17 protein-coding genes and 1 pseudogene are annotated in these 21,941 nt (G+C 74.0%); 12 read left to right on the top strand and 6 right to left on the bottom strand.

Going from position 1 to position 21,941, the window contains the following annotated elements:
- Nucleotides 1–185: 185 nt before the first annotated feature.
- The 3 genes from ACLQ2U_RS14905 to ACLQ2U_RS14895 all read left to right on the top strand — a co-directional run bounded on the left by ACLQ2U_RS14905 (nucleotide 186) and on the right by ACLQ2U_RS14895 (nucleotide 2,931).
- The gene (locus ACLQ2U_RS14905; protein ID WP_425751384.1) at nucleotides 186–1,058 is read left to right on the top strand and encodes a lysophospholipid acyltransferase family protein; all 873 of its coding nucleotides are present in this window, start codon (nucleotides 186–188) and stop codon (nucleotides 1,056–1,058) included.
- Between the two features lie 146 nt (nucleotides 1,059–1,204).
- Nucleotides 1,205–1,840 carry a hypothetical protein gene (locus tag ACLQ2U_RS14900; RefSeq protein ID WP_425751222.1) on the top strand — a complete coding sequence of 212 codons (636 nt, stop codon included), beginning with the start codon at nucleotides 1,205–1,207 and terminating at the stop codon, nucleotides 1,838–1,840.
- A 134-nt stretch (nucleotides 1,841–1,974) separates the two neighbouring features.
- A complete protein-coding gene (locus ACLQ2U_RS14895; protein ID WP_425751221.1) occupies nucleotides 1,975–2,931 on the top strand; it encodes a hypothetical protein in 957 nt (318 codons plus the stop codon).
- A 136-nt stretch (nucleotides 2,932–3,067) separates the two neighbouring features.
- On the opposite strand, the gene ACLQ2U_RS14890 is transcribed toward ACLQ2U_RS14895, so the two are convergent.
- From ACLQ2U_RS14890 to ACLQ2U_RS14880, 3 genes are all read right to left on the bottom strand, one after another.
- The gene (locus ACLQ2U_RS14890; RefSeq protein ID WP_425751220.1) at nucleotides 3,068–3,940 is read right to left on the bottom strand and encodes an HAD family hydrolase; all 873 of its coding nucleotides are present in this window, start codon (nucleotides 3,938–3,940) and stop codon (nucleotides 3,068–3,070) included.
- 112 nt (nucleotides 3,941–4,052) lie between these two features.
- Nucleotides 4,053–4,928: a DUF5667 domain-containing protein gene (locus ACLQ2U_RS14885; RefSeq protein WP_425751219.1), complete on the bottom strand. Its 876-nt coding sequence runs from the start codon at nucleotides 4,926–4,928 to the stop codon at nucleotides 4,053–4,055.
- Between the two features lie 265 nt (nucleotides 4,929–5,193).
- On the bottom strand, nucleotides 5,194–6,132 hold the full coding sequence (locus ACLQ2U_RS14880) for an ECF subfamily RNA polymerase sigma factor, BldN family (protein WP_425751218.1): 939 nt from the start codon (nucleotides 6,130–6,132) through the stop codon (nucleotides 5,194–5,196).
- A gap of 431 nt (nucleotides 6,133–6,563) precedes the next feature.
- Here ACLQ2U_RS14880 and ACLQ2U_RS14875 point away from each other — a divergent pair, with 431 nt between their 5' ends.
- From ACLQ2U_RS14875 to ACLQ2U_RS14865, 3 genes are read left to right on the top strand one after another with little or no spacing between them, the layout of a single operon-like run.
- Complete coding sequence (locus tag ACLQ2U_RS14875; protein WP_425751217.1) at nucleotides 6,564–8,225, top strand: AMP-binding protein; 1,662 nt, start codon at nucleotides 6,564–6,566, stop codon at nucleotides 8,223–8,225.
- The gene (locus ACLQ2U_RS14870) at nucleotides 8,215–8,469 is read left to right on the top strand and encodes a glutaredoxin family protein (RefSeq protein WP_425751216.1); all 255 of its coding nucleotides are present in this window, start codon (nucleotides 8,215–8,217) and stop codon (nucleotides 8,467–8,469) included. The genes ACLQ2U_RS14875 and ACLQ2U_RS14870 overlap by 11 nt, the downstream gene beginning before the upstream one ends.
- A 20-nt stretch (nucleotides 8,470–8,489) precedes the next feature.
- Nucleotides 8,490–9,140: an HAD family hydrolase gene (locus ACLQ2U_RS14865; protein ID WP_425751215.1), complete on the top strand. Its 651-nt coding sequence runs from the start codon at nucleotides 8,490–8,492 to the stop codon at nucleotides 9,138–9,140.
- 17 nt (nucleotides 9,141–9,157) lie between these two features.
- On the opposite strand, the gene ACLQ2U_RS14860 is transcribed toward ACLQ2U_RS14865, so the two are convergent.
- Together ACLQ2U_RS14860 and ACLQ2U_RS14855 are read right to left on the bottom strand one after the other, a co-directional pair.
- The gene (locus ACLQ2U_RS14860) at nucleotides 9,158–9,814 is read right to left on the bottom strand and encodes a response regulator (RefSeq protein ID WP_425751383.1); all 657 of its coding nucleotides are present in this window, start codon (nucleotides 9,812–9,814) and stop codon (nucleotides 9,158–9,160) included.
- A gap of 170 nt (nucleotides 9,815–9,984) precedes the next feature.
- Nucleotides 9,985–11,280: pseudogene (locus tag ACLQ2U_RS14855) on the bottom strand (sensor histidine kinase).
- Between the two features lie 383 nt (nucleotides 11,281–11,663).
- Here ACLQ2U_RS14855 and ACLQ2U_RS14850 point away from each other — a divergent pair.
- From ACLQ2U_RS14850 to ACLQ2U_RS14825, 6 genes are all read left to right on the top strand, one after another.
- Nucleotides 11,664–12,437, top strand: a complete 774-nt coding sequence (locus tag ACLQ2U_RS14850) for a redox-sensing transcriptional repressor Rex (RefSeq protein WP_425751214.1) — start codon at nucleotides 11,664–11,666, stop codon at nucleotides 12,435–12,437.
- Entirely contained in the window at nucleotides 12,434–13,831 is a 1,398-nt protein-coding gene (locus tag ACLQ2U_RS14845) for a glutamyl-tRNA reductase (protein WP_425751213.1), read from the top strand. Before ACLQ2U_RS14850 ends, ACLQ2U_RS14845 begins: the two co-directional genes overlap by 4 nt.
- Nucleotides 13,828–14,796 (top strand): hydroxymethylbilane synthase, encoded by a 969-nt coding sequence (gene hemC / locus ACLQ2U_RS14840; RefSeq protein WP_425751212.1) that lies wholly within the window; start codon nucleotides 13,828–13,830, stop codon nucleotides 14,794–14,796. Before ACLQ2U_RS14845 ends, hemC begins: the two co-directional genes overlap by 4 nt.
- Entirely contained in the window at nucleotides 14,793–16,373 is a 1,581-nt protein-coding gene (locus ACLQ2U_RS14835) for a uroporphyrinogen-III synthase (protein ID WP_425751211.1), read from the top strand. Before hemC ends, ACLQ2U_RS14835 begins: the two co-directional genes overlap by 4 nt.
- A gap of 17 nt (nucleotides 16,374–16,390) precedes the next feature.
- The gene (gene hemB / locus ACLQ2U_RS14830) at nucleotides 16,391–17,374 is read left to right on the top strand and encodes a porphobilinogen synthase (protein ID WP_425751210.1); all 984 of its coding nucleotides are present in this window, start codon (nucleotides 16,391–16,393) and stop codon (nucleotides 17,372–17,374) included.
- A 529-nt stretch (nucleotides 17,375–17,903) separates the two neighbouring features.
- Nucleotides 17,904–18,551: a helix-turn-helix transcriptional regulator gene (locus tag ACLQ2U_RS14825; RefSeq protein ID WP_425751209.1), complete on the top strand. Its 648-nt coding sequence runs from the start codon at nucleotides 17,904–17,906 to the stop codon at nucleotides 18,549–18,551.
- 56 nt (nucleotides 18,552–18,607) lie between these two features.
- On the opposite strand, the gene ACLQ2U_RS14820 is transcribed toward ACLQ2U_RS14825, so the two are convergent.
- Nucleotides 18,608–21,880 (bottom strand): lamin tail domain-containing protein, encoded by a 3,273-nt coding sequence (locus tag ACLQ2U_RS14820; RefSeq protein WP_425751208.1) that lies wholly within the window; start codon nucleotides 21,878–21,880, stop codon nucleotides 18,608–18,610.
- Nucleotides 21,881–21,941 lie beyond the last annotated feature (61 nt).

Here is a 21,941-nt window from a genome sequence, read left to right as displayed (position 1 = left end):
GGGCGGCCGACGGCCCGGCGGTCCCGGACGAGCCGGACACCGCGGCGACGGACGAGCCGGTCGCGAGCCCGGCGGACGCCTCCGCGACCGGCGAGCCGACCGCGGCCGACGTCCCGGCCGCCGACGCGCGGGCGGGCGCCGAGGCGACCGACGTGGTGGCCGGCGGGCGGAACGGCGGCGGGCCGGTGACCGGGCCGGCGGTGCCGGACCGGCCCGGGGACCACTGGGACCGCAAGGTCGCCTCCGGTCTGGCGTTCCTGCGCCGGCGGCTCTCCGGCGACTACGAGGTGGACGAGTTCGGCTTCGACCCGGACCTCACCGGGTCGGTCTTCCACCCGCTGCTGCGGGTGCTCTACCGGGACTGGTTCCGCACCGAGGTCACCGGCCTGGAACACGTGCCCGCCGACGGGCCGGGCCTGGTGGTCGGCAACCACTCCGGCACGGTCGCGCTGGACGCGCTGATCCTCTCCACCGCCCTGCACGACCAGCACCCCGAGCACCGCTACCTGCGGCTGCTCGGCGCCGACCTGGTGTTCCGGATGCCGGTGGTCTCCGAGATCGCCCGCAAGACCGGCGGCACGGTGGCCTGCAACCCCGACGCGGAGCGGCTGCTTGGCAACGGCGAGCTGGTCGGCGTCTTCCCGGAGGGCTTCAAGGGCGTCGGCAAGCTCTACGCCGACCGCTACAAGCTGCAACGCTTCGGCCGGGGCGGGTTCGTCTCGGCGGCGCTGCGCACCGGCACCCCGATCGTGCCGGTCGCCATCGTCGGCGGCGAGGAGACCTATCCGATGCTGGCCGACATCAAGCCGCTCGCCCGGCTGCTCAAGCTGCCGTACTTCCCCGTCACGCCGACCTTCCCGTGGCTCGGGCCGCTGGGCATGGTGCCGCTGCCGAGCAAGTGGCTGATCGAGTTCTGCCCGCCGATCCCGACGGCGCACCTGACCGACTCCGCGGACGACCCGCTGGTGGTGTTCAACCTGGCCGACCAGGTCCGGGAGACCATCCAGCAGACCTTGCACAAGCTGCTGGAACGCCGACCCGACCCGTTCGGCCCCTGACCTGCGGGGCACGCCGGAAGTGCCCCATTCGTCGCCGTGGATCACGGCGCGGTGAGCCGCTGCCCACGATCTGCCCGTTCGACACGCGAGACCGCGGATCCGAGACCGGCTTCCGGACGACGGGTTGCGCGGGCCACGACTGCGAGGTGCGGACGGCGAAGAACTTCGAGCCCAGCGCGCCGGCGAAGACCCTGGACGGGACCTGGACCACGTCCGGGGACACGACGACCATCAGCTGGAGCGAGGGGTCCGTGGAGACCTGGCGGGCCAGCGACCCCGTCAGCGACCTCACCCGACTGGACTTCGTCAGCTCGAACTACGGGGTCACCGTGGGCTGGGGCTTCGGCAGTCTCGCGTCGAACAACACGTACACGCCGATCAGCAGCGTGCCGCTCAAGCCGTACGTGGGCGAGTACGCCGCATCCAACAACGTCCGCGGCTACGCGGGGCCGAGCCAGATGAACCTCAGCTCCTTCTCCCGGTGCAGCGCCAACTGCCTCAGCCTGCTGAGCGCGTCGACGACGGCGTGCTCCGCGTGCCCGAACGGTGCGACCTCCTCGCCGGTCCGCTACTACCTGGCCGGCTCGGGACGGCGAAACTTCTACGAGCACTGGTGCACCTGTCTGACCAGCACCACCTGCTACACCGGCGGCTCGCACCGCAAGCCACAGTTGCAGGTCATCGGGGACAACGGCACCTTCCACGGCTGGATCGGCGTCGAGGCGTCCAACTTCACGGCCGGCACCGGCTACTTCGCGGTGCACCACCACCTCGACATCTGACGCGGCGAGGGGGCCGGGGGGCGACACGTCGCCCCGGCGTTGAGCCGGGCATGTCCGGTTTGCCCAGCAGGCCACCGGCGTGCGGAGGCATCGGATAGCGTCACGGCACTCGACGTCCACACAGGGGTGGGACCTTGCTCAACAGATTGAAGTTCGTACGCCGGCGGCTGGCCCTGGTCCTGGTCGCGGTGACCATGGCGACCTTCGTCGCGCCGACCCCGGCGCAGGCGGTGGAGTACCCGGGCGGCCGGCGCATCTACACGGTCGCGCTCGGCGCCATCCCTCCGGCGGGCGCCCAGGCCAGCGGCCCGGTCTGGGTACGCCTGGCCATGTACTACTTCTTCGGCGACGGCACCGTCACCGAGGGCTTCTGGTACTGGAACCGGTCCCAAGCCGCCGGTGCCTCGGGCACGGGCATCCGCACCACGGGCTGCGCCAATCACGACTGCGAGGTGCGGACGGTCACCGGCTTCCAGCCGGGCGCAGGCAACAAGGCCCTCTCCGGCACGTACACCAACTCGGGCGACGGCACCGTCACCATCTCCTGGAGCGAGGGTTCCCAGGAGACCTGGCGGGTGAGCGACGCGGCGAGTGACCTCACCAAGATCGAATTTGTCAGCTCCAACTACGGCGTCACCGTGGGCTGGGGCTTCGGCAGCGCCGCCTCCAACAACGCGTACGTCCCGGTGGGGGACATCCCGCTGGTCCAGTACTCCGGCCGGTACGCCGGCTACAGCGGCACCACCGGCGGGGCCGGCCCGAGCGGGATGAACCTCAATGGCTTCTCCCGGTGCAGCACCAACTGCCTGAGCCAGTTGAGCGGTCCGAGCAGCGCCTGCTCGGCATGCGGGGGGAGCACCACCTCGTCGCCGATCCGGTACTACCTGGCCGGCGCCGGACGGCGGAACTTCTACGAGCACTGGTGCAGCTGCCTGACCAGCAGCGCCTGCTACACCGGTGGCTCGCACCGCAAGCCACAGCTGCAGGTGATCGGCGACAACGGCACCTTCCACGGCTGGGTCGGGGTGGAGGCCTCCAACTTCACCGCGAACACCGGCTACTGGGCTGTCAACTACCACGTCGACGTCTGAGTGGTCCCGGACGCGGCGCGGGCGGTGGCCACGGTCGCCGTCCGCGCCGGCACGGGGGTCCACCAGGGCCCTCCGGTCCTGTCGACCAGACGCCCCGGACGCCCGGCGGCCCGACCGGGTGCGGGCCCGGAGGCGGTCAGCTGACCCGGCGACGACGGTGCAGCGCCAAGCCCGCGCTGACCGCGCCGGCCAGCAGCCCGGCTGCGGCGGTCGACGGTACAGCGATCTTGACCGCCCGGCGGCCGGTGCGGAAGTCACGTACCTCCCAGCCCCGCTCCCGGGCCCGGCGCAGCAGCGTGCCGTCCGGGTTGATCGCCACCGCCCGGCCGACCGCGGAGAGCATCGGCAGGTCGTTGGCCGAGTCGCTGTACGCCGCGCAGCGGGACAGGTCCAGCCCCTCGACCGCGGCGAGCTGGGTGACCGCCTCCGCCTTGGCCGGCCCGTGCATCAGGTCGCCCACCAGCCGCCCGGTGTACGCGCCGTCGACCACCTCGGCGACGGTGCCGATCGCACCGGTCAGCCCGAGCCGGGTGGCGATCACCCGGCCGATCTCCACCGGGGCGGCGCTGACCAGCCAGACCCGCTCGCCGGCGTCGAGGTGACGCTGGGCGAGGCGCCGGGTGCCGGCCCAGATCCGGGGGGCCATCAGCTCGTCGAAGATCTCCTGGGCGAGCAACTCCACCTCGTCCACCCGCCAGCCCTGGATGAAGGCCAGGGCGGCCTCCTTGGCCTGCGACATGTCGCCGGCGTGCTCGGTGGCCAGCAGCCGGAACCGGGCCTGCTGCCAGGCGAACCGGGCCAGGTCACCGGTGGTGAAGTACTTCCGGGCGGCGAGTCCGCGGGCGAACCAGTAGATCGAGGCGCCCTGCATCATCGTGTTGTCCACGTCGAAGAAGGCCGCCGCGGTCGGGTCCGGCTCCGCCGGGGTGGGCGGCAGCTCCGCGTCCGCCCAGCCGGCGGTATGCCCGTGGACGTCGGTGCTGACCGTGACCTTGCGGGTGCGGGCCATGCCACCTCCCTCCGTACGACCAGCCGGCGCTGCCTCCAGCCCCGAGCCTAGTCGGGGTGCGGCACCGGATGATCGGCCGACGGGAGAACTGTGGCGTACACGGCTCCGCGGGTCAGCGGTCGGCGGGGCAGCTGGCCGGGGCCGGGCCGAGGGCGTCGCTGCCGACCGGGCTGGGCAGGTCGCAGGCGATGGCGGCGCGCAGGCCGTCCGAGCGCTTGCGGACCGCGTCGAGCAGCGTGAGGGAGCGTCGGGTCCGGTCCCGCTCCGCGCGGTCGGCGCCGCCGAGCAGCCCGCTGATCGCCTGGCGCTGCCCGGTGACGAAGGTGTTGACCGCGTCCAACCCGGCCGGGTCCGAGCGCTGGACCGCGGTGGTGGTCAGCAGTCGTACGCCCTGGCGTGTGTCGGCGTCCATGTCGTCCAGTACCGCGCTGAACCCGGCCAGATCGCCGTGGAGCGTGGCGGCCTCGTCCAGCCGGGTGCGGGCGAAGTCGAGGAAGAGCTGGCCCCGGCTGAGGTCCGAACTGGCCAGGGCGAGCTGGGCCCGCTCGGTCGAGCGCTTCATGCCGTACAGCGCGTCACCCGGGACCGCGTTCTCGCTGGCCGCGGAGATGCCGGACAGGGCGACGGCGCCGGCCGCGATGCCGACCAGGATGGCGCCCCGGGCGCGGGCCCGGCGCGCGGTCACCCCGCCGAGCAGCGGGCTGCGCGAGGCGGCGGCGGTGGGCTGGGTGGCCCCGTCCGCGGCGCTGGCGGCGCCGACCCTCTCGCGTTCCGCCGTGGCCACCAGCATCGCCCGCAGCCCGGTACGGAACTCGGGGTCCACCTGGACGTCCGGCCGTTCGGCGGTGAGTTGCCGCCCGACCGCGACGAGCGCGGTGAGCTGGTCGTCGGTCCGGGACCGGACGTGGTGGCGCCGGCCGCCGTTCGCCTCGTCGAGAAGCTGGGCGAAGCGTGCGGCTCGCCTACGGGAGAAGAGGTCGCTGTCCACCGCAGGCACCCCCTCTCGCTGGTCACGGCCGATCGGCCGCGGTGGTTCCCAGCGACCGGTGGCAGTGTGGCGCCGACGGACGGCACGCCGGCCGACCGTGCTGACCGGACCGGGTGGCCCGAGGATGCCGGGAAACCACTGGTCGCACCCGGAGAAACGGTCCGCGCCGGGTGCCGGTTACGGGGGCGGCGGAGGCGAAATTACCAAGAGTGATCACCGTCACCGGGCGTCCGGGCGCAGCCGCCGACCTTGCCGGCGGGGTCGGTCAGGGCCGGAGACCGTCCGGGAGCAGGCGGGCCAGCGCGCGGACCGCGCGGTACTGCAGGGCCTTGATGGCGCCCTCGTTCTTGCCCATCGCGCGGGCGGTCTCGGCCACCGAGAAGCCCTGCAGGAAGCGGAGCACGATGCACTCCTGCTGCTCCGGGTTGAGCTGCTTCACCGCGGTGAGCAGGGCGACGTTGGTGATGTGCTCGACCACCGCCGCCTCCGGGCTGCCCTCCGGCCCGCGGTCCTCGCGGTCGGCGTCGAGCACGTCGCCGGTGGTCACCTCCAGGCGGTAGCGGCCGGACTTGAAGTGGTCGGCGACCAGGTTGCGGGCGATGGTGACCAGCCAGGCGCCGAGGTCGCGACCCTGCCAGGTGAAGCTGCCGATCCGCTTGAGCGCCCGGAGGAAGGTGTCGGAGGTCAGGTCCTCCGCGAGCTGCCGGTTGCCGACCCGGAAGTAGACGAAGCGGAAGACGGTGTCGACGTACCGGTCGTAGATCAGGCCGAACGCCTCGGCCTCGCCGGCCTGCGCGCGCTCCACCAGCGCCCAGACCTCGGTCGCCGGATCGGACGGGTCGGGCCGGCTGGGGAAGCCGGTGGCGGGCGTGGTGGAGGCCGGTACCGCGGGCAGCACGGCGGTGTCGCCGGCCGGCACCGCCGGCAGCACGGCGGTCTCGGTGTCGGTGACCGGCGCCGGCTCGCCGACCCGTCGGCTCTGCGCCGGCATGGTGGGGCGCGACGGCGACGCCACCCGGCCCGCCGGCGCGGCGTTGCCGCCCGGCACGAGCGGTCGGGTCGGCGCCTCGTTGTGGTGCGGGCGCTGGTGGACCCGGCGCGGGACGCTGTCGGAGCGGCCGGACTCCGGCCGTTCGTTGACCGAGGTCCGGGGCGCCGGGCCGGTCAGACCAGCGGGCCGCTCGGCGTAACCGAAGGTGGTCACCGCGCCTCCCCGGTCCGCTCCGCGGCCGGGCGCGCCGGGCGACGAAGGGTCGCCGCGGCGTCGGTTCTGCCCCGGGCGGGCAGGGCCACGTGGGGGTGTGCCGACGTACGGCAGATCCCCTTGAGGTGCTGGTCCAATGCGCTCACAGGCACGGCGGCCTCCTCGGGCTGAGGGGTGTCGACTCACGGCAAATGGGGTGAGCCGACCCGAGTGATGATAGGGCCAACGTCACCCGCGTGTGGCAAGTCCGTTACACAGGGCCGAAGTATTTCCTCCGACGTCGCACCGATGGCGGACCGGTTGTCCGTCGTGTGCGGTTGACTTTCACGTCCCGGGTTGATCCGGAGTGGAAAGTCCAGGTCGGTGGTGAAATGGGCCCGCGTTCGGCGTGTCGCGCGGGAACCCGGCGTGTCCCCGCCGGTCGCGCGGGCATGGTCCGGCGGGGTGGTGCTGTGCGAGACTCAGCCACCGTGCAGGATGCCGCCGACAGCTCCGCGCCCACCCTCGCCGACCGGCTCCGCAGCGCGGCCGCCGACCGGGGGGACCACCCCGCGCTGCACTGGCGGGAGGTGACCCTCACCTGGTCCGAACTGGACGCCCGGGTGACCGCTGTGGCGGGCGCCCTGGCCCGGTCCGCGCCCGCCAGCGCCACCGGCGGCGACCCGCCCCGGGTGGCGATCGCCCTGCCCAACTCGCCGGACTTCGTGGTCGGCTATCTCGCCGCGCTCCGCGCCGGGCTGGTCGCGGTCCCGGTCAACCCCGGCCTCACCGCCCGCGAGCTGCGGCACGTGCTGACCGACTCCGGGGCGCGCGTACTGATCTGCACGGCGGCGGTCCGCGACCGGGTCGCCGGGTTCGCCGCCGAGCTGCCGGCGCTCACCGCCGTGCACACCGAGCTGCCCGCCGAGCTGCCCGCCGAGCACGGTCCGCTCACCCCGGCGCCGGCCCGCAGCGGCGAGGACCTCGCCGTGCTGCTCTACACCTCCGGCACCGAGGGGTGGCCCAAGGGCGCGATGCTCCCGCACCGGGCGCTGGCCGCCAACCACGACCAGGTGGCCCGGATCTCCCCGCCGGTGGTCGGGCCGGACGACACGGTGCTGCTCGCCCTGCCGCTGTTCCACGCGTACGGGCTGAACTCGGGGCTGGGGGCGGTCGTCCACCATGGCGCGACCGGGGTGCTCGTCGACGACCCCGGGCCGACCTGCGCGCTCGACGAGATCGCCCGGCACCGGGTGAGCGTGCTGGTCGGCGTACCGTCGATGTTCCTGGCCTGGTCCACCGCGGACGCCGAAACGGTCGCCGCAGCCACCGCCGCCGTCCGGGTCGCGGTCTGCGGCGCGGCGCCGCTCGACCCGGCCACCGCCGCGCGCTTCACCGAGGTCACCGGCCATCCGGTCCACGTCGGGTACGGCCTGACCGAGACCGCCCCGGTGCTCACCTCCACCCTGGTCGGCGGCGAGCCGAAGCCGGGTTCGATCGGCCGGCCGCTGCCCGGCGTCGAGCTGCGCCTGATCGGGGCGGACGGCGCCGACCTGTGGCGGGACGGCGTCGCCGCGGCGGAGGAGGACCCGGACGACCCCTACCTGGCCGACTCGTCGCCGGGGACCGACCCGGGGCAGATCGTGGCCCGCGGGGCCAACCTGTTCACCGGCTACTGGCCGGACGGCCGGGGCGGGCCGGACGACGACGGCTGGTGGCCGACCGGGGACGTCGGCTACGCCGACGACGACGGTGACCTCTTCCTGGTCGACCGGCTCGGCGAGCTGATCCTTGTCAACGGCTTCAACGTCTATCCGCACGAGGTCGAGCTGGTGCTCGACGGGCACCCGGGAGTGGCCGGCTCGGCCGTCCTCGGTGTGCCGCACCCGCGTACGGGTGAGACTGTCCGGGCGTACGTGGTGCCGGCGCCGGGGCGCCCGGTCACCGGCGAGGAGCTGCTCGCCCACTGCGCGCGTAACCTGGCCCGGTTCAAGTGCCCGACCGCGGTCGAGTTCGTCGACGAGCTGCCGTACTCGGCGATCGGCAAGGTACGCAAGACCCAGCTGCGGTCGGCCCCGGCCGCCAACACCACGGAGGTGCCCGATGTCCAGTGACGCCCGGCTCGCCCTGATCACCCGCCCCGGCTGTCACCTCTGCGAGGACGCCAAGGCGGCGCTGGACCGGGTGGTGGCGGTCACCGGCGACCGGTGGGTGGAGAAGGACGTGACCGGCGACGTGGAGCTGGAGCGGGAGTACGGCGACCGGCTGCCGGTGGTGCTGCTCGACGGCAAGGAGCACGGCTACTGGCGGGTCGAGGAGGACCGGCTGCTGCGGGACCTCACCACCCCGCAGCTGTGAGCGGGCCTTATGGTGCTGCGATGACCCCTGCGCGCCACCACCTGGTGTGGGACTGGAATGGCACCCTGCTCAACGACCTCAGCCTGGTGGTCGAGGCCACCAACGTGGCGTTCGCCAGCGTCGGCGGGCCGCCGGTCAGCACCGAGGAGCACCGGGTGCGGTTCCGCCGGCCGATCGCCGACTACTACGCCGAGATGCTCGGCCGGGCCGTCGACGACGAGGCGTTCGGCCGGCTCGACCGGATCTTCCACGACGCGTACCGGGCCGGGATGACCAGCTGCGCGCTGGCCGAAGACGCGACCGTCGCGATCGGGGCCTGGCCGGGCAGCCAGTCGCTGCTGTCCATGTGGTTCCACGACGAGCTGGTGCCTACGGTGCACACCTACGGCCTGACCGGCCACTTCGCCCGGGTGGACGGGCTGCGCGCCACGATCGGCGGGGGCTTCAAGGCGGAGTGGCTGGAGAAGCACCTGGCCGAGCTGGGACTGGACGGCCGTCAGGTGGTGCTGATCGGCGACTCCGTCGACGACGCCGACGCCGCGGAGAGCGTCGGCGCCCGGTGCGTCCTCTACACCGGCGGCCTCTCCGACCCCGACCGTCTCCGCGCCACCGCCCACCCCACGGCCGACACCCTCACCGCCGCGGTGACCCTCGCCACCACCCTCCCCTGACGCGCCCTGGGCGACGGTCAGGCGCGGAGTTGGGCGAGGACGGCGAGGACGCGGCGGTGCTGGTCGGGGGCGGGCGGCAGGTCCAGCTTGGTGAAGATGTTGCGGACGTGCTTCTCCACCGCGCCGTCGCTGACCACCAGGGTCCGGGCGATGGCGGTGTTGGAGCGCCCCTCGGCCATCAGGGCCAGCACCTCCCGCTCGCGCGGGGTCAGCTCGCGCAGCGGGTCGTCGCGACGCCGGCGGACCAGCAGCTGGGCGACCACCTCCGGGTCGAGCACGGTGCCGCCGTCGGCCACCCGGTCCAGCGCGTCGAGGAACTCGTCGATCGCGGCCACCCGGTCCTTGAGCAGGTAGCCGATTCCGCCGCCGCCCGCCCCGCCGGTGGTGGCGAGCAGGTCGTCGGCGTACGCCACCTCGACGTACTGGGAGAGCACCAGGATCGGCGTGCGCGGGACGAGCTGGCGGGCCCGCACCGCCGCGCGCAGCCCCTCGTCGGTGTGCGACGGCGGCATGCGTACGTCGACGACCGACACGTCCGGCCGGTGTGCCACCACACCGGCCACCATCGCCTCCCCGTCGCCGACGGCGGCCACCACCTCGTGCCCCTGCTCGGTCAGCAGCCGGACCAGGCCCTCCCGGAGCAGGACGGCGTCGTCGGCGATCAGCACCCGCATGGTGCCGGTGTCTACCACGTCGGGCGGTGCGCTGTCCCGCCCGCCGGCGCCCGCCACGCCCGGTGGGCGTCCGCCATGCCGGGTCGCACCGGTGGGCGTCCGCCGTGCCGGTCGCGCCCGGGGGCGTGCGCCATGCCGGTCGCGCCGGGGGACGCCCGGCGGGCGTCCGGTCAGAGCGGGAGCCCGGTCCGGAGCTCGGTCGGGCCGCCGGCGGGGCTGATCACGTCGAGGATGCCGCCGGCGGCGCGTACCCGGTCGGCGATGCCGGCGAGCCCGTGGCCCTTGGCCAGGTGGGCGCCGCCCCGGCCGTCGTCGGCCACGCCGATCGTCAGGCGGTCGCCGGCCCGGGTGACCGTGACCCGGCACCAGGTCGCCCCGCTGTGCTTGGCCACGTTGGTCAGCGCCTCGGCGACCACGAAGTAGGCGGTGCTCTCCACCATCGGGTCGATCCGGCCCTCCGGCGTGCCGAGCCGCTCGTCGACGGTCAGCTCGATCGGGACGAGCCCGCGCCCGGCGAGCGCGGCCAGCGCGCTCGGCAGCCCCCGGTCGACCAGGATCGGCGGGGCGATGCCCCGGGAGAGCGCCCGCAGCTCGGCCAGGGTGTCCCGGGTCTGGGCCACCGCCTCGTCCAGGGTCCGGCCGGCCGCCTCCGGGTCGGCGTCGAGCTGCGCGCGGGCCCGGCTGAGGTCCATCGCCAGCCGGACCAGCCGCTGCTGCGGGCCGTCGTGGATGTCCCGCTCCAGCCGGCGCAGCGCGGACGCCTCCGCCGAGACCGCCGCCCGCTTCTGGTCCTCCAGGGTGGTGATCCGGTTGCGCATCTCGGCCACCCCGGTGAGCATCACCCGGGCGAAGCCCCCCTGGAGCAGGGCGCAGCCGCGCGCCACGAGCGGCAGGGTGAGCAGGAAGAACAGCCCGATCGCGGTGTTCAGGACGATCCGCGCGGTGGCCGAGTCGCCCATGCCGAGGAGCTGGCTGAGGTGGACGTTGTCCGGGCCGTACGGCAGGGCCTAGTCGTAGGCGAAGTAGAGGACGCCGGTGACCGCGCCCGCCCACCAGGTCACGATCACCACGAAGGTGAGGACGGCCACGACCAGCGCGAGGATGCCGTGCGTCAGGTCGAGCCACGACTGCGCGTCCCGCATCGGGGTAAAGGTCCGCCGCCAGGCGCCGGCCCCCGGCTCCGGCACCCGGTAGGCGGGGCGGACCCGGGGCTGGCGCAGCACCGCGGGCAGGCGCAGCCGCTGGATGTCGGCCAGCCCCCGGGCGGCGTACAGGGTGACGGCCAGGACCGGCAGGCCGATCACCGTGACCAGCAGCCCGGCGCTCAGCGCGGTGCCGACGATCAGGACGACGAAGCCGGCGAGCGCCAGCGGGAAACCGAGCAGCACGTACGTGGAGTCGCGCAGGAGCTGACGGGGGAGGCCCGGGGACGGCGCGGCCGGCTCGGCGAGGGTTGCGGCGGTCATGGTTCGAGGCTAGGAAATCCGGCGGCCCGGGCCCATCCGGCAGGCCGCCCTCTCCGCGGTAGGGCTGTCCCTACCCCGCCCCGGCGAGGGGGAGGGATGTGACACGGCGCGACGATGCCCGCGCGATTGGTCAGAGAAGTCGGGATTGAGCAATAATCGCCAGGCGGCGCCGGCGGAGGCCGCCGGATCGATCTTGCGGAATGGGGGAGCTGGTGGAGAGGCGTCGCGAGTCGGCAAGATCGCGATTTGTGCACGTCTTCACAAGCGCCTACTCTGTAGTTCCGACGCGCCCTGCTAGCACGACCGGCAATTCCGGTCGCCAGCGGGGGTCCCGAAACGGCCGGCCATCGGAGCAGGTCGAGGATCGCAACGCACGGAGTCTCATGAGTCAGCACCGTCACCCTGGAGCGGCCGGCCGCGCCGGTGCCGTACCGGCGCTCCCGGATCTGCCGGAGGCGACCATCGCGCGGCTCCCGGAGTACCTTCGTGCCCTGCACAATCTCGCCGAAACCGGTCACGAGACGGTCTCCAGCGAGGAGCTGGCCGGCGCCGCCGGGGTGAACTCGGCCAAGCTCCGCAAGGACCTCTCCCACCTCGGCTCGTACGGCACCCGGGGCGTCGGCTACGACGTCGCGCTGCTGATCGACCAGATCGAGTACGTGCTCGGGCTCACCCAGCGCCGGGCGGTCGCCCTGGTCGGCGTGGGTAATCTCGGTCACGCCCTGGCCGGTTACGACGGCTTCGTCAGCCGCGGCTTCCGGATCGCCGCGCTCTTCGACGCGGACCCGTCCCGGGTCGGCGAGGTGATCAACGGCCTGGTCGTCCGGCACGTCGACGAGCTGCCCCGGGTCGCCGCCGAGGAGTCGATCTCGATCGGCGTGATCGCCACCCCCGCCCGGGCCGCCCAGCCGGTCGCCGACCAGCTGGTGTCGGTCGGCGTGACGAGCATCCTCAACTTCGCGCCGTGCGTACTCTCGGTGCCGGTGGGGGTCGACGTCCGGAAGGTCGATCTCGCCATCGAGCTTCAGATTCTGTCCTTCCACGAGCACCGCAAGGCATCGTTGACCGCGCTCCCCGCGACCACCGGCGGGTCCGCCCTCACCGCCCTGCCCGGCGGGCTCGCGGCCACCGACACCCAGGAGGCGATCGGCACGTGAAACTGCTCGTCGTCGGCGCGTCCTACCGCACCGCTCCGGTCGCCACCCTGGAGCAGCTGGCGGTCGCCCCCGCCGAACTCACCCGCACCCTGGACCGGCTGGTCGCCCAGCCGTACGTGGCCGAGGCGGTGCTGGTCTCCACCTGTAACCGGGTGGAGGTATACGCCGCCGTGTCCGGCTTCCACGGCGGGCTCGGCGACATCTGCGCGGTCCTCGCCGAGCAGGCCGGCTCCCCGCCGGCCGCGCTCGCCAGCCACCTCTACGTGCATTACGACTCGGCCGCCGTGGAGCACGTCTTCCGGGTCGCCGCCGGGCTGGACTCGATGGTGGTCGGCGAGGCGCAGATCCTCGGCCAGCTCCGTGACGCGTACCACTGGGCGAGCGGGGCCGACACCGCCGGGCGGCTGCTGCACGAGCTGATGCAGCAGGCGCTGCGGGTCGGCAAGCGGGCGCACGCCGAGACCAACATCGACCGCGCCGGGCAGAGCGTGGTGACCGCGGCGCTGGGCCTGGCCGCCGGCCACTTCGACGGCGACCTCGCCGGCCGGCCGGCCATGGTGGTCGGGGCGGGGGCGATGGGCGCGCTGGGCGTGGCGACGCTCTCCCGGCTGGGCGCCGGGCCGCTCACCGTGACCAACCGCGGGGCCGACCGGGCGGTACGCCTGGCCGAGTCGTACGGGGCGAGCGCCGTCCCGATGGCCGAGCTCGTCGACGCGCTCTCGACAGTGGACATCGTAGTGGCCGCCACCGCGGCCACCGAGCCGGTCCTGACCCTCGACGTGGTGACCCGGGCGCTCGCCGCCCGGGACGCCGACCGGGGCCCGCTGGTCCTGCTCGACCTCGCCGTGCCGCGCGACGTCGAGCCCGGGGTGGCCGGGCTGCCCGGCGTCGAGGTGATCGACATCGACCGGATGGCCGCGCTGATCGCCGACGGTCCGGCCGCCGCCGACGCCGCCGAGGTGACGCGGATCGTCACGACCGAGGTCGAGGCGTTCCTGAGCTGGCTGCGCGGCGCCGACGTGGCACCCACCGTGGCCGCGCTGCGCGGCCGCGCCGACGACGTGGTCACCGCCGAGCTGCGCCGGCTCGCCCAGCGCCGTTCGGACTTCAGCGACGACCAGCGCGCCGAGGTCGCCCGGACCGTGCACCGGGTGGTGCAGCGGCTGCTGCACCAGCCGACCGTGCGGGTCCGCCAGCTCGCCGCCGAGCCCGGCGGCGACCAGTACGCGGCGCTGCTGCGCGAGCTGTTCGACCTCGAGGTGCCACAGACCTCCCCGGTCGACACCGTCCCCGACGTCGTCGAGACCGCCGACGGCCGGCCGTCCTTCGACGCCGCCGACGTGCCGTCCTCGTTCGGCGTCGCCGACCTCCCGCCCACCGGAGGTGAGCGATGAGCACCCCCCTGCGCCTGGGGACCCGGGGCAGCGTCCTGGCGATGGCCCAGTCCGGGCAGATCGCCGAGGCGCTGACCGCGGCGACCGGCCGCGAGGTCGAGCTGGTCGAGGTGGTCACCGCCGGTGACCGTTCGGCCGCCCCGGTGCACCGGCTCGGCGTCGGCGTCTTCGTCACCGCGCTGCGCGACGCGCTGACCGCGGGCACCGTCGACTTCGCGGTGCACTCCTACAAGGACCTGCCCACCGCCGCGGCGGCCGGGCTGCACATCGCGGCGGTGCCGCCCCGTCAGGACCCGCGTGACGCGCTGGTCGCGAAGGGTGGTCGCACCCTCGCCGAGCTGCCGCCGGGCGCCCTGGTGGGCACCGGCGCGCTGCGCCGCATCGCCCAGCTGCACGCCCTCGGGCTGCAGCTGGAGGTCACCCCGATCCGGGGCAACGTGGACACCCGCCTGCGGCGGGTGCTCGGCCCGGACGCCGATCTCGACGCGGTCGTCCTGGCCCGGGCCGGCCTGGCCCGGCTGGGGCGCACCGACGAGATCACCGAGACGCTCGACCCGATGCTGATGCTGCCCGCGCCCGCCCAGGGCGCCCTGGCAGTGGAGTGCCGGGCCGACGACCCGGAACTGGTCGAGCTGCTCGCCATGCTCGACCACGCACCGTCCCGGGCCGCGGTCACCGCGGAACGGGCGCTGTTGGCCACCCTGGAGGCCGGGTGCTCCGCTCCGGTCGCCGCCTACGCCGAACTCGCCGAAGGCGACGCCGGTGAGGAGATCTACCTGCGCGGGGCGGTGATCAGCCCGGACGGTTCCCGAGACCTCCGGCTGTCCCGCACCGGTACGCCCGCCGACGCGGCGGAGATCGGCAAGGCACTCGCCGCCGAACTCCTCGAACTCGGCGCCGACTCGATCCTCGGCCTCGAAGGAAGCACCGGCCCGGGGACCCAGCAATTTGGGAGCACAGGATGACCCGCACCCGTAAGCCCGTAGGCCGCATCGCGTTCGTCGGGGCCGGCCCCGGCGACCCGGGCCTGCTGACCCGCCGGGCGCACGACGCCCTGGTCGACGCCGACCAGGTGGTGTACGACCGGGGACTCCCCGAGTCGCTGCTCGACGCCGTCCGTGCCCAGGCCAAGGAGGACGCCCAGTTCACCCCCGCCGAGGGCGTGCCGGGTGACGTGGCCAAGGTGCTCATCTCCGCGGCCCGCTCCGGGCTGAACGCGGTGCACCTGGTCGCCGGTGACCCGTTCGGCCACGACTCGGTGGTCAAGGAGGTGCAGGCGGTCGCGCGTACCGCGGCGCACTTCGAGGTCGTACCGGGCGTCGGCCAGGCCGAGGGCGTCGCCACCTACGCCGGTGTGCCACTGCCCGGCGTACGCACCTCCGCCGACGTCGAGGACGTCAGCACGCTGGACTTCGACGCGTTGGCCGCGGCCGTCGGCCGGGGCTCGCTGGCCCTCGCCGTGGACGCCGGCGACCTGGCCGCCATCCGGGACGGCCTGCTGGCCGCCGGCGTGGACGGCACCACCGGCGTCGGGGTGACCGGCGACGGCACCGGCGAGACGCAGTACACCACCACGTCGACCGTCGACTCGTTCGTCGCGGCGGCGCTCGGCTTCACCGGTCGGGTGGTGCTCACCGTCGGCGTGGGCGTCGGCCAGCGGGACAAGCTGAGCTGGTGGGAGAACCGGCCGCTGTACGGCTGGAAGGTGCTGGTGCCCCGGACCAAGGAGCAGGCCGGCGCGATGAGCGCCCGGCTGCGCGCGTACGGGGCGATCCCGTGCGAGGTGCCGACCATCGCGGTCGAGCCGCCGCGTACCCCGGCCCAGATGGAGCGGGCGGTCAAGGGCCTGGTCGACGGCCGGTACGCCTGGGTGATCTTCACCTCGGTCAACGCCGTCCGCGCGGTCTGGGAGAAGTTCGCCGAGCACGGCCTGGACGCCCGCCACTTCGGCGGCGTCAAGATCGCCTGCATCGGCGAGGCCACCGCCGACGCGGTGCGCGCCTTCGGCATCCAGCCGGAGCTGGTCCCGTCGGGCGAGCAGTCCTCCGAGGGGCTGCTGGCCGAGTTCTCGCCGCACGACGAGATCCTCGACCCGGTGGGCCGGGTGCTGCTGCCGCGCGCCGACATCGCCACCGAGACGCTCGCCGCCGGGCTCACCGAGCGCGGCTGGGAGGTCGACGACGTGACCGCGTACCGGACCGTCCGGGCCGCCCCGCCGGCCGCCGAGATCCGGGACGCGATCAAGTCGGGCGGGTTCGACGCGGTGCTCTTCACCTCGTCCTCCACCGTCCGGAACCTGGTCGGCATCGCCGGGAAGCCGCACGCGCGTACCGTTGTTGCCGTCATCGGGCCCAAGACGGCGGAGACCGCGACGGAGTTCGGCCTGCGGGTCGACGTGCAGCCTCAGCACGCCTCGGTGCCCGACCTGGTGGAGGCGCTCGCCGCCTACGCCGTCGAGCTGCGCGAGAAGCTCGCCGCCATGCCGGCCAAGCAGCGCCGCGGCTCGAAGGTGCAGGGGCCGACCGCCCTGAGGTTCCGGTAGTCGTACAGGAGGCCCCCATGCCGTACCCCGAGATCCGGCCCCGCCGGCTGCGTCGTAACGCGGCCGTGCGGCGGCTGGTCTCCGAGACCCGCGTCGACCCGGCCGAGCTGGTCGTGCCGATGTTCGTCAAGGAGGGGCTGAGCGAGCCGCGGGCCATCGCGTCGCTCCCGGGGGTGCTCCAGCACTCCCGGGACTCGCTGCGCAAGGCCGCCGCCGAGGCGGTCCAGGCCGGGGTCGGCGGCATCATGCTCTTCGGGGTGCCGGCCGAGCGGGACGCCCGCGGCTCCGGCGGCATCGACCCGAACGGCATCCTCAACGTCGCGATCCGGGACGTCGTCGCCGAGGTGGGCGACGCCACCGTGGTGATGAGCGACCTCTGCCTGGACGAGTTCACCTCGCACGGGCACTGCGGGCTGCTCACCCCGGACGGCGGCGTGGACAACGACGCCACCCTCGCCGCGTACGCCGAGATGGCGGTGGCCCAGGCCGCCGCCGGGGTCGGCGTGGTCGGGCCGTCCGGGATGATGGACGGCCAGGTCGGCGTGGTCCGTCGGGCCCTCGACGCCGCCGGTCACACCGACGTCGCCGTGCTGGCGTACGCCGTAAAGTACGCCTCCGCCTTCTACGGCCCGTTCCGTGACGCCGTGGAGTCGGCGCTGGAGGGCGACCGGCGCACCTACCAGCAGGACCCGGCCAACCTGCGGGAGTCGCTGCGCGAGGTCGGCCTGGACATCGCCGAGGGCGCCGACATGGTGATGGTCAAGCCAGCGCTGCCCTACCTCGACGTGGTGTCGGCGGTCCGGGCCGCGGTGGACGTCCCGGTCGCCGCCTACCAGGTCTCCGGCGAGTACGCGATGGTCGAGGCGGCCGCCGCGAACGGCTGGATCGACCGGGAGCGGGTGATGCTGGAGACGCTCACCTCGATCCGCCGCGCCGGCGCCCAGATCATCCTCACCTACTGGGCGGTCGAGGCCGCCCAGCTGCTCCGCCAGCGCTACTGAGCGGGGGCGGGACCACCTCAGGCCCCCGCCTCGGGCCGCGCTGACCGAGTTCCGCCCCCGGCGCCCCGGCGTCCCGGCGCCCTGGCGCGTGCTCCGCACGAATCTGGATTCGCCTGCCGTGGCCGCCCGCGCACCCTTCCGAACGCGATTACTGCCGGTACCCGCCGCGCCCGGTCGCCACCCCCTTCTCTTCGCTTTGCTCTGCCGCCCTCGGCGCGACGAGCACGCTCCGCGCCCGTCGCTCTGATGGCGGCAGAGCAAAGCGTCCACGACGGGGCGGTGGCATCCGCCGGGGATGATCCGGGTCTCCCTGTTCAGAGCGTTCTTACTGGGATGGCGCGTGATGCGCGTCCAACAAGGCCACGTGGGCGACTACTGAGCGTTGCCCACGGCGGGTCAGGGGTGCCGGTGACGGAGCGCGACCGGTCGGCAGCTCCCAGGGAGCGCGCGCTGTCCACAGGGGCGCACGTTGTCCACAGGACGGCGGGGTGGGGTAGCGCCGGACCGGGCCAGCCACCACGGTGACGCCATGAGTGATGCGATCCCGGCCCAGCCCGTCGGCGGCGGTGAGCGCCCCGAGGGCGAGCGGACCGAGCGCCAGGAGCCCGAGCGCCAGGAGCCCGAGCGCCAGGAGCCCGGGGAAGCTGCGTGCCCCGCGCACGACAACCACACCGACGACTCAGCGGAGGAGTCGACGTTCCTGAGCAAGCCTTTCGACCTGCCGTGGCCGGCCGCCGGCATCGTCCGTGCCGTCCGTCGCCGTGCCGACGCCAGCCAGCGGGAACTGGCCCGGTGGGCGGGCGTCCACCACGGCACCGTCGGCAGGATCGAGGCGGGGACGCTGACACCGAGCATCGCGGTGCTGCGCCGCATCATCGCGGCCGCCGGCTTCCGGCTGGCGGTCGTTGACGAGTTCGGTCGGGTGCTCCAGCCGATGCGGGACCGCGACGACACCCGCAACGGCGCGGAGCGGCGCTACCCCTCCCACCTGGACACCATCCTCGACCCCGAGCCCGGCGAGTGGTGGGCCGACATCTACGGGCTGGCGCGGCCACCGGAGACGTTCCACCGCGACCGGGCGATCCGTGACGCCATGCGCCGGCGCAGCCAGTGGGAGGTGCGGGTGGCGAAGTATCGCGGCGATCCGCCGCCACCCCGGGTGCGCCCCAACTGGTGACGGCCCGCCGGCCAGGCGGATGCCTGACCGACGGGCCGTCGCGTACACCAGGACGGTCAGTCGTCGTTCGTGATGGTGCCGGTGGCCAGCGGGTCGACCATCCGCAGGCCCACCCCGGCGACCGCGATGGTGATCTTCTCGTCCGCCTCGACCTTCCGGTCACCGTGGACGGTCACCGGGAACGCCAGCGAGGTCTGCCCGGCGGGCAGCACCCGGCAACCCAGGTACGAGTCGAAGTCCGACCCGGCCTGCGCGGTCAGGCCCGCCGTGGCGGCGCAGATCGTCCTCGGCTGGGAGAGCGGGCGGGACACCGTCGCGGTGAACGTCAGGGTGGTGTCACCCTTGTCCCCCTCGACCACCGACGCGTCGCCGATCCGCAGGGACGGCTGGGCGCGGAAGCGCGCGACCTGCGGGTCGTGGTCGCTGGAACCGCGCGACCCGTCCCCGGTGAACTCGGCCGGCCAGTCGGCGTTGATGTGCGCCGCCCGCACCTGCACCAGGTCGTCGTGGAGCGCGTCGTTGACGAAGAGGTTGTCCAGCGTCTGCGCCTGCCCCTGGAAGCTGTACGAGTAGGCGGACGCCGGCACGTCGGCGACCAGGTCGTCCCACAGGTTGCGCAGCCCAGCCTCGTAGAGCGGGGCGAGCTGGTCCGACGGGGTCGGGTCGGCCCCGGTGGCGATCGGGTCGTCCGGGCGGGGGAAGACGTTCAGGTCCCCGCCGTAGATCACCCGGGCGTCCGGGTCCGACTTCTCGATCGCGGTGACGATCGCCGCCCCGTACGCGGCCTGCTCGGTGCGCTGCCCGACCCGGCTGTCCGGCCCGGACGAGTAGTGGTTGCTCAGCGCGTACAGGGTGAACTGCTCGGTCGCGCCCGGCGCGGCCTTCACCACGAACTTGCCCAGCTGGGGCGCCCGGGTGAAGACGTTGTCGCCGTCCTTGCCGGTGGAGGTGTCCGTGTCGGCCGGCAGCACCGCGTTGAGCGCCTTCGGGTTCTGCACGTCCGCGTTGGATGCCAGCCCCGCCGACCGGTACTCCACGGTGGGGGAGGAGCCGAGCAGCGGGTCGGCGGCGGTCGCCCCGGCCAGCGACAGCCGGTCCGTGCGGTAGAGGAACGCCGCGGTGATGCCGCGCGCGTCCGCGCCGGTACGGTCGTACGCGGCCGCGTACGCCGGGCCGCCGGCGGCCGCCACGGCTAGCGCCAGGTCCTGGAGAGTGTCCGGGGCGCCGTCGGCGTCGTTCGTGTCGCCGCAGACCAGCTCGGCGCCGCTGACCGAGCAGATGTCCTGGTCCTCGGCCTCCTGCACCAGGATCAGGTCCGGCCCGTGCAGGTCCGTCGCGATCTGGTCGGCAAGGGAGGTCAGGTGCTCCCGGTAGTCCGCCTCACTGGCCGGCACGTAGTCGAACGGCGGCCGGACCCCGGGGCAACCGGCGTTGCCGGTGAAGTCGCAGCCGTCGAAGGGGTCGTCCCGGTAGTCGTACAGGTTCTCCACGTTGTAGGTCGCGACCGCGACCTCCCGCGACCGGTCGGCCGGCCGCGGCGGGTTGTTCTTCGACGGGTCGGCCCCGGCGGTGAACTCGGCCGCCTCGACCTGCACGCCGTACTTGGAGAAGGTGTACCCGACCGCGCCGTACGCGTCCGCGCCCAGCGTGTCGAAGGTGTGCGCCGGCGGCAGCATGGCCGCGCTGTCACCGGTGCTGCCCTTGATGCCGGTGCTGCCCAGCAGGACGCGCTGGCCGTTGCCGTCGTCGAAGAGCCGGCTCGGGTCGTTGTCCAGCGGGTGCGTGTCCCGGAACACCCGGCGGGCGTACGGGTCGGCGCGGTCCAGCAGCGGATCGTCCCGGTCGATGACCCAGGTCTCGGCGTCGGCAGTGGAGGCGAAGACATCCCGCCCGCTGACCGCGCCGCTGCCGGCGCGCACCTGCAGCCGGGCGCCCTCGTGCCGCTCCCACCAGCGCTGCGCGTCCAGCAGGTCGGCCGGCGGCGCCGCGACGGCGACCTCGACCTCGCTGTTGACGTCCAGACCGGAGGCGACCTTACGGACCAGCGAGGCGCTGGAGAGCTGGGTGGCGTTGAAGAACTCGGAGACCCGGGCCCGGAGCACCACCTCGTCGCCGACGGTCGGCACGTAGCCGCCGATCAGCGAGGTGAACGAGCCGGTGAACACGAAGATGCCGTCCGAGCTGATCGGATCGCCGTCGGTGGCGCCCGTGCGGCTCTGCAGCCAGAAGCCGCGCTGCTCGGCGCCGGCCGAGGTGAGCGAGAGCGACAGCTGGGTGATCACGCCGCGGACGTCGTACAGGGTGCTGCTGGTGCCGTTGCCGGTGGCGGGCGCCAGCGGCGAACGGTCGACCGGGCCGGACTCGGCGTCCGTGGTCGGGCCCTGCACCTCGCCCACGGTCAGCTCCCGGGTCACCTGCACGGCCAGCGTGCAGGTGGCGGTGCCGCCCTCGGCGTCGGTGGCGGTCAGCTTCACCGTGTACGCGCCGGCGGCCAGGTCGGCGCTGGCGGTCACGGTGGCCCGGGCGGTGCCGCCGGCCGCGTCGGCCGGGGTGAACGCCGTACGGCTGATCGAGCCGGCGGTCGGCGCGGGGGTGACCGCGGTGACGGCCAGTTCCACGACGGTGTCGTCGGCGTCGGTGGCGGTCACCTCACGGCTGGCCGGGGTGCCGGCGGCGGTGGTCAGCGGCGTGCCGCAGTCCACCGTGGCGGGCAGGTCGACCGGGCCGCCGTCGTCGACGGCGTGCGCGCCGAGCCCGTCGAAGGTGTCGGTCGGGAAGCCGGCCCACTGGGCGGCCGGGTCGAACGCGTCGGACGGGTCGGTGTCCCCGGAGGTCACCGAGGGCAGCCGGCGCAGGGTGTTGTCGGCGGTGCTGGTGACCCCGACGCCCCACTCGGTGCCCGGGTCGACGCCGACCTGCCCGATCGAGTCGAGCACCGTGGTGCCCTTGCGGAGCACGATCGCGTCGTCGCCGTTGAAGAGGCTGACGCCGGTGGTCTGGTCGGCCTGGGCGAGGATCGCCGACGCGGCCGAGGCGGCGGCCAGCACGAAGGTGTCGCCGGCGGCGACCGTGCCGGTCAGCGCGACGGTGTTCGTCGAGCTGCCGCCGTTGAAGGACAGGAGGAGCTGGTAGCCGCCGGCCGCCAGGTCGACGGGGGCTCCGGTGCCGTTGAACAGCTCGATCGCCTTGTTGTTCGACGACCCCTCGACGTACTCGGAGATGAACAGGTCGGTGGGCGCGGCGATGGCCGCACCGGGTGCGACGCCGATGACCGGAATGGTGACGGCGACGGCGGTTGCGAGCGCGGCGTATCTGCGGCGCGGGCGCATGAGGCCTCCACGATGGGTGGACGTGAACTAACGCACGTTAAGCGTCGATGCAGTCCGCCGT

Source organism: Micromonospora sp. DT47, assembly GCF_049844475.1.
Classification (GTDB): domain Bacteria; phylum Actinomycetota; class Actinomycetes; order Mycobacteriales; family Micromonosporaceae; genus Micromonospora.
The sequence above is the reverse complement of the archived record's forward strand: the minus strand, read 5'-3'. Positions and strand labels throughout refer to the sequence as shown.